A 12,615-nucleotide genomic window follows, 5' to 3' on the forward strand; every position below is an offset into this window, starting at 1 on the left:
TTATTGTAATCACAGAGCTGGCAGACGAGCGGTCATTGCCGGTCAGACACCCTTGGGCGGATCGGCAAGCGGGGCGTTGCACATCGCCTGTCCGTGGTTCTCCAGGTACGGCGTCAGGATCGGTGCCATGCCTTTGAGCACCTGCACCGGCAACGCCGAGGTGAAGCGAAAGCCCTCGGCAGCACGTCCCGGCACAAACGCCGTCAGCGCGCCAAAGTGGTTGTCGCCGATATAAAACACAAAAGTCGCCGTGCGGTTGATTGCCCTTGAGCTGAGAATACGCCCGCCCGCACCGACGCTTTCGATCCTGTTGTCGCCGGTGCCGGTCTTGCCACCCATCGCCAGCACACTGCCGTCCTGCATCTTGAACGTGCCTTGCACGCGTTTGGCCGTGCCGCCATCCACCACTTGCGACAAGGCCTCGCGCATTGCCGCTGCGACCTCCGATGGCAACACACGCTTGCCCAGTTCCGGGTTGATGCTCAGTTGGGTGTCGTAAGGCGTATCGGCAGCAAAGTGCAGACTGTCGATGCGCACCGCAGGCAGGCGGATACCATCGTTCTGGATGATGCCGATCAGCTCGGCAAGCGCCGCCGGACGGTCTCCCGAACTGCCGATAGCCGTCGCCAGCGAAGGCACCAGATGGTCGAACGGATAACCCACGCGCTGCCAGCGTTGCTCGATGTCCAGAAACGCTTCGACCTCCATCATGGTCCGCACACGGCTGTCGCGAGCGCCTTTGTGGCGACTCTTGAACAGCCAGCCATAGACTTCCTGACGCTCGAAACGACTGGCGGCCACTGCGTCCTTGAACTGCGCGTCCGGGTGTTTGAGCAGGTAGCCTACCAGCCACAGTTCCAGCGGATGGACGCGGGCGATGTAGCCTTGATCGGGCAGATCATAAGTGCCCGGTCCGTAACTCTTGTACAGCTCGGCAAGACGTTTGTCGGTGAGTTTCGAGCTCGCCCTGGGCTCGTCCAGGTGGGCGCGGATGAACGCGTTGAATGTGCCCTGATCAGCGCCCGGCAGCAGATAACGGTGCACCGCAGCCAGACGGATCGCCGTCGGGTGAATGCCGTCGAGGAAGGTGTCGAGTCGCTCCTGCGTGGTCTTTTCCTTGTAGCGTTTCCAGAAGCGCAGCAGGAATACCGTGCCTTCGCGGTCGGCAAACTGCGCCAGGTATTCCTGGCGGCGCGGGTTGTCATCATCCTTGAGCAGCTCGGCGCTGTTGTTGGGCGCCTGATAGGTGCTGTAGCGAACGACATCGCGCATCAGGCGGATGAACGGCAGGTTGATCGACTCACGCAGCGATTCGCGCAGGGTTGGAATCCGCTCGTTGTCTTCGCGCCGGAAATTATTGAAACGGTGCATGCCGCCACCGGTGAAGAACGCTTCTGCTGGGCTGGCCGAATAGGTGCGGTCGAGTGCGGCCGAGAGCATCTTCGCCAGGTCATGGTCCTTGTTCAGCAGCAGATAATCCACCGCCCAGCGGGTCAGCCGATCCGGTTCCTCGACAGGGACTTTGCGCAATTGCGCAGGGTTCAGGCCCGCATAGCGCCCATGCAGTTCGGCGATGATCTCCAGATACGTCGTCAGCACGCGCATCTTCGCCGTCGAGCCCAGCTCCAGCTTGCTGCCTTCGTTGATATCGAACGGCTGATCAGTGCTGTCGGTCTGGACCCTGACCCGCGAGCCGTCCACGCCGCGTTCAAACAGCGTGAAGCTGTAGCGCACCTGTGTTGTGCTGGCCGGAGTCAACAGGCGCTCGCCCATCAACCCGATCCTTGCGGCAAATTCAGGGTTGGCCAGGTCGCGCAGGTACTGGCTGACGCTGCGCTGCAATTCGCCATGCAGGGTGCTGGTGGCGGACAGGTCAAGACGGTCCAGATCGTAGAGCGGGCGATTGAGCAGATTCGACAGGCGAGTGCGCGCGACACTGATGCCCTTGTTGGTTTCGATGGGCTGCAGGGTCGGTTGCTGCGCCCAGTCGCGGTAGATGACCTGGGCTGCCAGCGCGGCATCGGCCAGCGGTCGGTCGATGACGTTAGCCTGGGCCAGCAACCGAATGTGGCTGTCGGTCAGCTCTGCCAATTCCTGGCGGCCCTTGGCTAGATAGTGCGACGGACGACGCTGGGCGATTACCAGTGAGAGCACTTCACGCAGCGCCAGCGCCTTGTCGGCCAGTGCCTGTTTATCGCCGGGATTAGAAGCCAGTATCTCGTTGGTTTTGCCGAAGTCTGCGCCGAACCACACCCGCAGTCCTTCAGCCAGACCATGCACTTCGCCATGCCCTGGCACCGCAGACAGCGGCACGCTGTTCAGGTAGTCACGCACCACCCGCTGGCGCACGGCGAGTGTCTCGGTCCCCGGCTGATAGGCGCGAACGCTGGCGGAAATCATCTGCCGCAGCTTTTCAGAACCCGACAGCGTCAGCCCGTCTGGGGAGTGACGGTATTTTTCCAGCTGAGTGGCCAGCGTGCTGCCCCCAGCCGACTGGCCGGGGAGGGCAAACATCTTCGCCAGTTGCGACCAGGCGGCTTTGACAAAACGTGGCCAGTCCACCGCAGGGTTGGCCATGGGCTGCTGCGGATCGAGCAGGTCACGGTTTTCGATGAACAGCAGGCTGTTCACCAGCAATGACGGAATGGCGGCAAAGGTCGGGTAAAACTGCTGTGGGTATCTGAATTCGTACAGCGGCTCGTTTCGGCAATCGGTGATCGACAGCCCGGCCTGGGTCTTTTCCTCGTAAGGCACGAAAAATCCATGCCGGACGTAACGCAACAGTTCCGGGGAAAAGCGGGTCTGGCGCGTGATCACGTAGTCGCGTTTGAGCAGGCGCGACAGGAATTCATCCATGGATGAATAGCCCAGGCGCCGGTCGAACGGCCCGTCACCGGGATACACCACGTCATGACTAGGTCCGGGCTGCATCGAGTAACCCAGGCTCGCGGCAAAGCGGCTGAATTCGCGCGCCTGAAGCCTGGAGGTTCTGCTCTCCACGGCCACCGCAACGCCCAATGCAACCCCGGCCAACACCACCACGACCCAGAACACCCGCCATCCGTATCGCTTGCGACGCGGATATTTGGGCGTACGAGGATCATCCTCACGATCAGCGGATAGCGTCTCTTGCTTGCTATCGGAATGCCGAAATGCGCCCATAGTCGATTGTCCGGTCATCCTGTCAAAGCACCTGACCCAAGCTTAGACGCTGGATGGGATTGTGGGAGGGAATTGTCTGGTGGTTTTCGAGGGAGGATGGCGCGCAGCGGGGATGAGCGTCATGAACTAATCCCACTGCAGCCACACATGAACTGCAGTGGCGCTGGCTTGATCAGACGTGAAGATCAACCAACGGTTTGCGCTCTTCTTCACGCTTCGGCGCATTGCGCTCGATCTGGTAAATGATCGTGTCCATGAAGTTGCCAATGTGGTTGCGGCTGAAGACCTGCCCGTAGTCGATAACCTTGCTGTAATTCTCAAGGTTGAGTGTGTGCTGGTTGCCGAATTTCTCCGTGTAGTGATCGAGTAACGTCATCACAATTTTTGCGTGCGCACGCAGATCCTCCTTCAGTTGTTGACGTTCGTTCAGCTTCTCGGTCAGGTACGCGAACTCTGCCGGGGTGAGCACATCGTCTGGGTCGGTCACTTGGATTTCCTGATTAAAACCCAGCGTGAAGCCGAAGTGCTTATTTGACAGCTCCGTATTAAGGTAAAAAAGCTGCTGCTTGAAATCGTGAAAATTGTCGTACATACGGCATAGGGTCTTGTCAAAATCTTTAGTTAAGTCACCCAGGTATGTACTTCGGAGTAGGTTCGATATCTCTTCAGACATACTTTCCAGCATAACCCGTCCTGCCGCCGACGTTTTGTAGTCGGATAACCAGGGTGTTTCCTCGGTGGTATAGAACTCAGCGTTCGGATCACGCACGTTATCACGCGCCTGAGGAATGTTGATTGGCGGAGCAGCAGGTGAGGTGAGGGAACTTGAGCCCGAGAGAGTGCGCTGTTGATTTTGTGATGCAGAAGCTAAAGGGTTGATATGCATGCTAAGCGCTCTTTGGTGTCAATGATAACTAGCTAGCGGCAGACCTTCGCAAAACTTTGCCTGATAAGTGTGTAGGATTTTTCCTAGACTGCAGTGGTGATTATTTTTTGTAGGAAGTTTCCTTGATTTTAATGTGAGGGTTGACCAGGTGCCTAACTTTCTATTGCGTTAATTTTGTCAGTGGCAACCTGCCTCTGCATAATCTGCGAGAATACCTATGAATACTTATGGAAGAAAATGTGTTGGTTTTTGCTTGTTGTCCATTTTCGTGATAATGGCATCGGCCTCCGACGCTCATGCCAATAAAGGTGCCGAGGACCCGGTCGGTGCATCAAGTCATGAAACCAACGAGGCCGTTGCGGCTGAAGCTGTGCAAGAAATTTCCGAGCCAAGATTTACCGTCATGCTGGATAAACTACACTCGGTGGCAGATGTGTTGACAGATAAACACCCCGTCCACTAATACGGCTTTGTCTCGCACCGTGGGCAAGATGTATTGCTCTATACACCTGTCGGTGATCCGGTCACTAACGAGTGGAAGACCGAGTATTACGAAAATGGTGAATGGGTTGCTCAGACACTTGAGACCAAGGTTTTTAAAGATCTGGCTCCTGGGGCTGAAGTGATCATCAGGGTCACGCCAAGAAACTCACTGGTAGGTGGCAGGCTTCCATACACTGTCAGATTTGGGTCCTATCCTGTTCTAAAAAGCTATGAGCTGCTCGACAAACCGGGAGTGATAAGAATTCCAAGTGGATATACTAACCCTGGTTGGTTGGCAACGCAGATTTATAAAGAAGCTCTGCTTGAGGTGAGGTTTAGCGATACTAAAGGTACGCCATTGGAAGGCGGTATGGCTATTTTGGATCTGAGCTTTGGTGAAAAAGACGCCTCGATCAGGCATATTCTGGTTAGCGGTGCTGATGGGTTCGCCTCTGAGCGCATTGAGTTCGGACGTTGCTATGGAGGTACGGAGGCCCAAGATTTTGTCCACACGCAAAGGGGGTTCAACACTTGGAGAAGTAACTATAGAGTGGCTCGCTACTTCGTAAGTAATTTCTCTTTAGGGCCCATCACGGCGACCCCTCATATTTTTTACATGGGACACATCTGCACACAAACCGTTGTGCGAACTGTTGCTCCTCGCGGTTAACGCCTAACTCAGCCTGGCGAATCATTTGTCTCGCCAGGCTGATGTCTCATACTGCCAGGGAAATAGACGAGGAATCTGGTTTTTCAGCATTGCTTCAGACTCGCTGTATCCATTCGTCATGCCTTTTGTACGATACTATTCATGAATTTGCTGTAGCCGATCATGTCATGAGAATTACTGATGTCCAGATTTATATTAGCCGACAAATATTTTATGAATTCGGTGTGGGTATCTTGTTGATCTCATACCGAATAGCGGCCAGTTCCTGAAAAACTTGGCCTGATAAACCAGTAGGACATTTCCGAGAGGGCGTGCAAATGTGACGTTGTTCTCAAGTAGTTAACAGGCGGGGCGATTTCCCCAGCCGCTTATTCAACTCCAGCCCATTGGCCATCAGCATCATTAACCCCAGGCCGACAATCGCGGTCGTCACTTGCATGGGCCATGTATCGCCTGCCAGTGCATTGGCCATGTCTGCCAGTGGCGCCAGCAATACGCCCAGACAGAAGACTTCCAGCGAATAGCGGCCCATGCGGCAAGTCTGGCGGGCGGGCCAGTTTTCGAGCCAGGTGTTTGAGGTTGGCAGCAGTCGGGCGACGACGTAGACCAGTGCAAGGAAGTGCAGCAGGCGCGCGGGTGCCAGGTCGGTTTTGCTGATGGGGTACAAGGCGTCGAGGTGCAGGGTCGAGACTAGCGCGCTGTGCAGGCCGGGCCATTTTTCACTGAAGGTCAACATTCCGGCAATCACCACGTAAACGGCGGCCACCATGAACAAGGGCTGTTTGCGTAACGGAGGGGGCTCAACAGTTTTGGCTGTTTCGCTGCGCAACGCGCACGCACCGCCGAGCACGAACAGCAGCTGCCAGGCGACCGGGTTGAAGTACCAGACACCGCCGCCTTCGTAGGCGCGCAGGTTCCAGCCGAATAACGGCACCATCAGGTACAGCGCAATCGACAGGCCGACGGCCACTTCGAGTTTGCGCAGCATCAATGGCAAGGTCAGCGGCAAGGTCAGCAACAGCACGATATACAGCGGCAACGGGTCGGTCAGGTTCGGCTTGAAGCGCAGCAGCAGTTCATCAGCCAATGCCTGTTGCGGGTTGCCGACGAAGTATTCAAGGCCCATCTGCTGGACCATGTCGCGCGTCTCGACATGATTGTTGGCGACGAAGACGATGCCCATCAGCAGGGTCAGCAGAAAGATATGCACCACATACAGCACCCAGGTCCGGCGCAGGATTCGCACACCAGCCACCAGCATGCCGTCACGTCGAGCGATCCGCCCGTAGGCCAGGATCGAGGCGTACCCGGCGAGGAAAACGAAGATTTCCGCTGCGTCGCTGAAGCCGAAGTTGCGTACGGTCAGTTGCGCCAGGGGATTATCCGGCACGTGATCCCAGAAGATGAAGATCAGCGCCAGGCCGCGAAAGAAGTCGATTCGATGATCGCGTCCGTTAGTCATAACGGTGGACTCTTGAAAGTGCTGATGAGTAAAGATAGGCCACAGAGGCTCAGGTTCCAGACCGGCGACCAGTGACGTTCGGCGGCGCGGCAGGGTGCCGCTAATCGAGGGCAATTGCAAAGGCGCGCTATTACAGAATGTCTCTGGCTCAGGCGTTCCGATGGCTTCACGCCGACCGCTGCACCGTGTGCGTGTTCGATCAACCTCACCAATGATGCCAATCAACAGCAATCATTCTCATCTTCCGTTATGTTACTGTATAACTATTGCAGTCAACTCACTGGAGAGATCACTATGAAACCCGATATCCATCCTCAATACCGCACCGTGCTGTTCCACGATACCGCTGCCGACGTTTACTTCCTGATCGGCTCCACCGTAGACACAGACCGCACGCAACAGCACACCGACGGCACTACCTATCCTTACGTTGCACTCGACGTTTCCAGCGCCTCGCACCCGATGTACACCGGGCAGCAGCGCAAGACCACCACCGAAGGCCGGATCGCGGGCTTCAACAAGCGTTTCGCCACCTTTGGCTCGACTGGCAAGAAAGAAACCGCAGCCGCTCAATGAGCGGTCTGACCTCCCGGTCGTGGGCATTTCGTATGGATTGCCCACGACCGGGATTTTTTTGTCTGAATTTCAGGCCTGCGACCAATCATCTACTGGACTAACAGCCGACATTGCTTTTATCTTCGCGGCCTGAAAAACAGGAGTAACCGCTTTGAAAAAGTCAGTCGCCATCGTTTTCGGTGGGCAATCCAGCGAGCATGAGGTTTCGTTGCAGTCGGCACGCAACGTGATCAATGCGATTGATCGTGAACGCTATGCGCTGACCCTGATCGGCGTCGACAAGCTGGGCCGCTGGCTGCATTTCGACGAAGCCGATTACCTGCTCAACGCCACTGATCCTGCACGGATCAAACTGAGCGCATCAGGCAAGCCGTTGTCCTTGCTGCCGGGCAGCATCGGCGGGCAGTTTGTCGACGTCGAGTCAGGTCAGCCACTGGCTGCCATTGATGTGGTATTCCCGCTGATCCACGGCGCGTTTGGCGAAGACGGTGCGTTGCAGGGTGTGCTGCGCATGCTGGCCGTGCCCTTTGTCGGCGCCGATGTGCTGTCCTCTGCGGCCTGCATGGACAAGGATGTGACCAAGCGTCTGCTGCGCGATGCGGGCATAGCCGTCGCGCCGTTCAGGGTCCTGTCGCGTGGAGAGAGCCTTTCTTTCACCGAAGCTGCCGACCAATTGGGGCTGCCAATGTTCGTCAAGCCGGCCAACCAGGGTTCATCGGTGGGCGTCAGCAAGGTGTCCGACGAGGCTGGTTTTGCGGCGGCACTGGCGCTGGGTTTCGAGTTCGATCATAAGCTGCTGATCGAGCAGGGCATCGTCGGCCGGGAAGTGGAGTGCGCCGTATTGGGTAACTTCGATGCGCAGGTCAGCGTCTGTGGAGAAGTGATTGCCAACGATGAATTCTATGCCTACGACACCAAGTACCTGAACGGCGATCAGGCGCGCATCGCTATCCCCGCCGAGCTGCCCGCCGATCTGAGTGATCAGGTGCGTGACGTCGCGTTGCAGGCTTACAAGGTGCTGGGCTGCGCAGGGCTCTCGCGGGTCGATTTTTTCGTCACCGAAGGGCGCGACATCATCATCAACGAGGTCAACACGCTGCCGGGCTTCACCTCGATCAGCATGTACCCCAAGCTCTGGCAGGCCAGCGGTCTGTCGTATGCCGAGCTGATCCATCGCCTGATCGTTCTGGCGCTGGAACGGGCTGATCAGGCGCGGCTGCTGAAAACGGAGATCTTCGCATGAAGATCATCCGCATCGCGGCGGCGCTGCTGATCGGCGCAGACGGCCGGACCCTGCTGGTGCGCAAGCGCGGTACCCGGGCCTTCATGCAGCCGGGCGGCAAGATCGAGCCCGGTGAACCGGCACCGCAGGCGCTGGCCAGAGAACTCGAAGAAGAGCTCGGGCTGATCGTCGATCCGGCGCAGGCAGTGTTTCTCGGTGAGTTCACGGCACCCGCCGCCAACGAGCCTGGTTTCGAGGTCAACTGTCAGTTGTATGAGGTCAGGACCGACGCCCAGGCAGTGCCTGCCGCCGAGATCGAAGAAGTGCTGTGGGTTGACGCGGACAGTCATGCGCGTTTGCAACTGGCTCCGTTGACCCGCGATCTGATCTTGCCGCTGTATCTTCAGCGGCAGGCTGCACGCAGCTGAACGGCGCAGTCGTCCTGCATCGCGGTGCAGGACGGCACTGTCAGCGAACCCTATTTCAGCGAATCAGGTGTCAGCGAACCACACTCACCCCGTCGAGCGTCGAAAACGAGGTGTCCTTGGCTGTCAGCAGGAAGTCACGCATGTACGGTGCGTCGAGCATGTCGGCGCGGATACCGGCGTAGAGCGTCGCGAACAGTCCTTTCTCGCCCAGCCGCTTGGCCTTCACATAGCCGCGTGAGCTGTATTCATGCAGCGCCCAGTGCGGCATGCCGCAGACCCCGCGCCCGCTGGCGACCAGTTGCATCATCATCACCGTCAGTTCTGATGTTCGTACCTGTGCCGGTTCGATGTCGGCGGGTTCCAGAAAGCGCGTGAAGATATCCAGCCGGTCGCGTTCCACCGGGTAAGTGATCAGCGTTTCAGTCAGCAAGTCTTCCGGGACGATGTAAGGCCTGCTTGCCAGCGCGTGTTGATTGGCCACCGCCAGCATCGCTTCATAGGTGAATAGCGGCACATAGGTGATGCCGGGCAATTCCAGCGGGTCGGAGGTCACCACCAGGTCCAGATCGCCACGCGCCAGGGCAGGCAAGGGTGCGAACGAGAAGCCGGAAGACAGGTCCAGTTCCACCTCGGGCCAGGCATCGCGGAACTGGTCGATGGTCGGCATCAGCCACTGAAAACAACTGTGGCACTCGATTGCCATGTGCAGCCGTCCCGCCGTACCACCCGCCAGTCGAGCGATGTCGCGCTCGGCACTGCGCAGTTGCGGCAGCATGGAGTCGGCCAGTTGCAGCAGGCGCAAACCGGCGCTGGTAAAGCGCACCGGTTTGGTCTTGCGCACGAACAGCGGCATGCCCATGCGCTCTTCCAGCTCTTTGAACTGATGGGACAGCGCCGACTGCGTCAAATGCAGGCGCTCGGCTGCTTCCACAAGGCTGTCGGCCTCGCGCAGGGCATGCAGGGTTTTGAGGTGGCGTATTTCAAGCACGTTCAGTGCTCCATGAGCAGTATTTGTGATCAACACGAAAAAAATGAGTTTGTCTCATGTTGTGTCAGCTGTCGACAATAGGCCCATCTTTTATGGAGGACGCATCGTGGCCCTGACTCAACACCCTGACTATTTTCACATTGGCGCAGACCGTGAATTGCAGCACGCTCTGCAGGCTTTCTGGAAACAGGATCAGGGTGTTGCGACAACTGATGCCGAACTGCGCAACTGGCTGATGGCGCGTTACCCGCAGCAGGTGCCACACCTGAAACGCGACCAGCGTTTTCAGCCCGCTTGGGCACCGCTGCTGGCGAGCGTCGCCGAAGCGTGCGAGCAAGGCCGCAAACCTGCGTTGATCGGTCCTCTGACACTGCTCTGGCTAAGTGACGTTCAGGGTGAAGAAGTGGATCGCCTCGACCTGCTGGAGCATCTGCTGCCGGTGTATGGCGAGATCTTCGGGCGTCTGGCGGCGCGCGGTGTCGAGTGGATTCAGATCGACGAACCGATCCTGGCGCTCGACCTGCCGCTGGCATGGAGCAACGCCTTCGAACGTGCCTATCACATTCTTCAGTATTCGCCGTTGAAGAAGCTTATTGGCCTCTATCACGGCGACCTGCGGCCCAACCTGGGTGTCGCGGCCTTGCTGCCGGTTGCAGGGTTGCATCTGGACAGCGTGACCGAACCGGAGCTGCTGGCCCCGGTGTTTGATCGTCTGCCGGTTTACAAGGTTCTGTCCCTGGGCGAGTGCGATACGCATTCGAACTGGCATCAGGAATCGCTCCTCGAAGCGCGCGCCCGTTTTGGGGAAAATCTGATGGTGGCGGACCAGGTCGCTGCGTAACGCAACACCCGATTAACGACCGCTCAGCGCCATTCATCAAACTGTCACGCAAGTGTGGCAGCGCGCTTGGGGAAACATCATCAGACTCGCGGCCTACTGGGGATCTGTTTTTTGGTGTTTTTCATGCGGGTTTTAATTTTTCTGGCCGCGCTTCTGTGCGGCTTGCCGTCTTTTGCGGCCGATCGTTGTGATACCGATGTTCCTGTACAGATGGCTGACCTCAAGGAAGTGCGGATTGCGTACCAGAGTATTGGTAGCGAGTCCGATCCTGCCTTGCTGTTGGTGATGGGGCTGGGCGGGCAGTTGATTCATTGGCCGGACGAGGTCGTGGTCGCGTTGTGTCAGCAGGGCTATCGGGTCATTCGCTACGACAATCGCGATGTGGGTCTGTCTTCTTGGGTACAACAGCCAGCGGATGCCAATCTGACGTTCGAAGTGCTGCGTTATAAACTTGGCCTGCCTGTCTCGGCACCCTATTCGTTGACTGATATGGCCGACGATGCGCTGGGGTTGATGGATGCATTGCAGATTCGTCAGTTTCACGTGTTGGGCGCGAGCATGGGCGGCATGATCGCTCAGCATCTGGCTGATCTGGCGCCGTCGCGGGTCGAAAGCCTGACACTGATCATGACCAGTTCCGGTGCGCAGGGTCTGCCCATGCCCAGTGCCGCGTTGATGCAACTGCTGGCGCGGCGCGGCGCGCCCAATCGGGAAGTGGCGATCGAGCAGCAGGCCGATTTGCTTGCGGCGCTGGGCAGCCCGCAGGTCAAGGATGATCGCCAGCAACTGCTGCATCAGGCGGCCGTTTCCTATGACCGGGCGTTCAATCCCGAGGGCGTGAAACGCCAGATCATGGCGATTCTGGCCGAGCCCAGTCGCGTGGAACTGCTGAACCGTCTGCGTCTGCCGGTACTGGTGGTTCATGGTACGGCTGACCCGCTGTTGCCGGTCATGCATGGCGTGCATGTGGCCGCGCACATTCAGGGCAGCCAACTGCGCCTGATTCCGGGTCTGGCACACCGTTTTCAGGAGGCCTTCAAGGCGCCGTTGCTTGGTGCAGTGCTGCCGTACCTGAAAGCCCAGCATGAAGACGGTCGCAACCTGGCTCAGTTGTAAGTCTGCCTGGTTGTCAGGCATGGGCAGAGGTGTATCGTGTGGCCTTTGCTTACCGAAAAGGGCCGACATGACAACTGCACTGAAGATCGACTTCATCTCCGATGTTTCCTGCCCCTGGTGCGTCATTGGTCTGCGCGCGCTGGATCAGGCGCTGGAGGCACTGGGGGATGAGGTGCAAGCGCACATTCACTTCCAGCCTTTCGAGCTGAACCCGAACATGCCTGCCGAAGGGCAGGACATCAAAGAGCACATTGCCGAAAAGTACGGCTCCACGCCGGAACAGATCGAAGGTATTCACCAGACCATCCGTGAACGCGGTGCTGAACTCGGCTTCACTTTTGCCAGCGGCGAGCGGCGTATCTACAACACGTTCGATGCCCATCGACTGTTGCACTGGGCCGAACAGCAAGGCAAGCAGCACGCGTTGAAGCAGGCGTTGTTCGAGGCCTATTTCAGTGACCTGAAAGACCCGTCCAGTCACCAGACTCTGGCGGATGTGGCGCAGAAGGTCGGCCTGGACCGTCTGCGTGCTCAAGCCATCCTGGACAGTGACGAGTACACCTCCGAGGTTCGCGAGGCCGAGCAGCTCTGGACGTCTCGCGGTATCACCTCCGTGCCGACCATGGTCTTCAACGACCAGTACGCCGTCTCGGGCGGTCAGCCGGTCGAGGTATTCGTCAGCGCAATCCGCCAGATTATCGGTGAATCGCAGTAACGTACTGCCCGTGCGGGATCGGACGCAGCGCGTCCGGAAGGCATGCCCACGCGGAGAATGGGCACG

10 protein-coding genes and 1 pseudogene are annotated in these 12,615 nt (G+C 58.0%); 7 read left to right on the top strand and 4 right to left on the bottom strand.

Going from position 1 to position 12,615, the window contains the following annotated elements; all coding sequences use genetic code 11:
* Positions 1–42: 42 nt before the first annotated feature.
* Together LCH65_RS03325 and LCH65_RS03330 are read right to left on the bottom strand one after the other, a co-directional pair.
* On the bottom strand, positions 43–3,162 hold the full coding sequence (locus tag LCH65_RS03325; protein WP_042930189.1) for a transglycosylase domain-containing protein: 3,120 nt from the start codon (positions 3,160–3,162) through the stop codon (positions 43–45).
* A 172-nt stretch (positions 3,163–3,334) separates the two neighbouring features.
* Positions 3,335–4,048 carry a hypothetical protein gene (locus tag LCH65_RS03330; RefSeq protein WP_072366757.1) on the bottom strand — a complete coding sequence of 238 codons (714 nt, stop codon included), beginning with the start codon at positions 4,046–4,048 and terminating at the stop codon, positions 3,335–3,337.
* Between the two features lie 403 nt (positions 4,049–4,451).
* Between LCH65_RS03330 and LCH65_RS03335 the strand changes: the two are divergent.
* A pseudogene (locus tag LCH65_RS03335) lies at positions 4,452–5,201 on the top strand (hypothetical protein).
* A gap of 331 nt (positions 5,202–5,532) precedes the next feature.
* Here LCH65_RS03335 and LCH65_RS03340 read toward each other — a convergent pair.
* The gene (locus tag LCH65_RS03340; protein ID WP_226439147.1) at positions 5,533–6,663 is read right to left on the bottom strand and encodes an OpgC domain-containing protein; all 1,131 of its coding nucleotides are present in this window, start codon (positions 6,661–6,663) and stop codon (positions 5,533–5,535) included.
* 294 nt (positions 6,664–6,957) lie between these two features.
* Here LCH65_RS03340 and LCH65_RS03345 point away from each other — a divergent pair, with 294 nt between their 5' ends.
* The 3 genes from LCH65_RS03345 to LCH65_RS03355 all read left to right on the top strand — a co-directional run bounded on the left by LCH65_RS03345 (position 6,958) and on the right by LCH65_RS03355 (position 8,889).
* Positions 6,958–7,239: a type B 50S ribosomal protein L31 gene (locus LCH65_RS03345; protein ID WP_003363645.1), complete on the top strand. Its 282-nt coding sequence runs from the start codon at positions 6,958–6,960 to the stop codon at positions 7,237–7,239.
* 151 nt (positions 7,240–7,390) lie between these two features.
* Entirely contained in the window at positions 7,391–8,482 is a 1,092-nt protein-coding gene (gene ddlA, locus LCH65_RS03350) for a D-alanine--D-alanine ligase (RefSeq protein ID WP_003431276.1), read from the top strand.
* A complete protein-coding gene (locus LCH65_RS03355; protein WP_003363642.1) occupies positions 8,479–8,889 on the top strand; it encodes an NUDIX domain-containing protein in 411 nt (136 codons plus the stop codon). The genes ddlA and LCH65_RS03355 overlap by 4 nt, the downstream gene beginning before the upstream one ends.
* Positions 8,890–8,959: 70 nt before the next feature.
* Here LCH65_RS03355 and metR read toward each other — a convergent pair whose 3' ends face one another.
* Positions 8,960–9,877, bottom strand: coding sequence for a transcriptional regulator MetR (gene metR, locus LCH65_RS03360; RefSeq protein WP_003431263.1), 918 nt, complete (start codon positions 9,875–9,877; stop codon positions 8,960–8,962).
* Positions 9,878–9,983: 106 nt separating this feature from the next.
* Here metR and LCH65_RS03365 point away from each other — a divergent pair, with 106 nt between their 5' ends.
* From LCH65_RS03365 to LCH65_RS03375, 3 genes are all read left to right on the top strand, one after another.
* A complete protein-coding gene (locus tag LCH65_RS03365) occupies positions 9,984–10,718 on the top strand; it encodes a 5-methyltetrahydropteroyltriglutamate--homocysteine methyltransferase (RefSeq protein ID WP_054082111.1) in 735 nt (244 codons plus the stop codon).
* 123 nt (positions 10,719–10,841) lie between these two features.
* Positions 10,842–11,834: an alpha/beta hydrolase gene (locus tag LCH65_RS03370; protein ID WP_054082112.1), complete on the top strand. Its 993-nt coding sequence runs from the start codon at positions 10,842–10,844 to the stop codon at positions 11,832–11,834.
* Positions 11,835–11,901: 67 nt separating this feature from the next.
* Entirely contained in the window at positions 11,902–12,549 is a 648-nt protein-coding gene (locus tag LCH65_RS03375) for a DsbA family oxidoreductase (protein WP_072366761.1), read from the top strand.
* Positions 12,550–12,615: the final 66 nt, after the last annotated feature.

Origin of the sequence: Pseudomonas sp. MWU16-30316 (genome assembly GCF_020515645.1) — a bacterium.
GTDB lineage: Bacteria > Pseudomonadota > Gammaproteobacteria > Pseudomonadales > Pseudomonadaceae > Aquipseudomonas > Aquipseudomonas cerasi.

Excerpts from the sequence above, each read along its gene's own strand:
- LCH65_RS03330 (WP_072366757.1), bottom strand. The coding sequence starts at position 4,048 with ATGCATATCAACCCTTTAGCTTCTGCATCACAAAATCAACAGCGCACT.
- LCH65_RS03325 (WP_042930189.1), bottom strand. The coding sequence starts at position 3,162 with ATGGGCGCATTTCGGCATTCCGATAGCAAGCAAGAGACGCTATCCGCT.
- LCH65_RS03340 (WP_226439147.1), bottom strand. The coding sequence starts at position 6,663 with ATGACTAACGGACGCGATCATCGAATCGACTTCTTTCGCGGCCTGGCG.
- LCH65_RS03375 (WP_072366761.1), top strand. The coding sequence starts at position 11,902 with ATGACAACTGCACTGAAGATCGACTTCATCTCCGATGTTTCCTGCCCC.
- LCH65_RS03370 (WP_054082112.1), top strand. The coding sequence starts at position 10,842 with ATGCGGGTTTTAATTTTTCTGGCCGCGCTTCTGTGCGGCTTGCCGTCT.
- LCH65_RS03355 (WP_003363642.1), top strand. The coding sequence starts at position 8,479 with ATGAAGATCATCCGCATCGCGGCGGCGCTGCTGATCGGCGCAGACGGC.
- LCH65_RS03345 (WP_003363645.1), top strand. The coding sequence starts at position 6,958 with ATGAAACCCGATATCCATCCTCAATACCGCACCGTGCTGTTCCACGAT.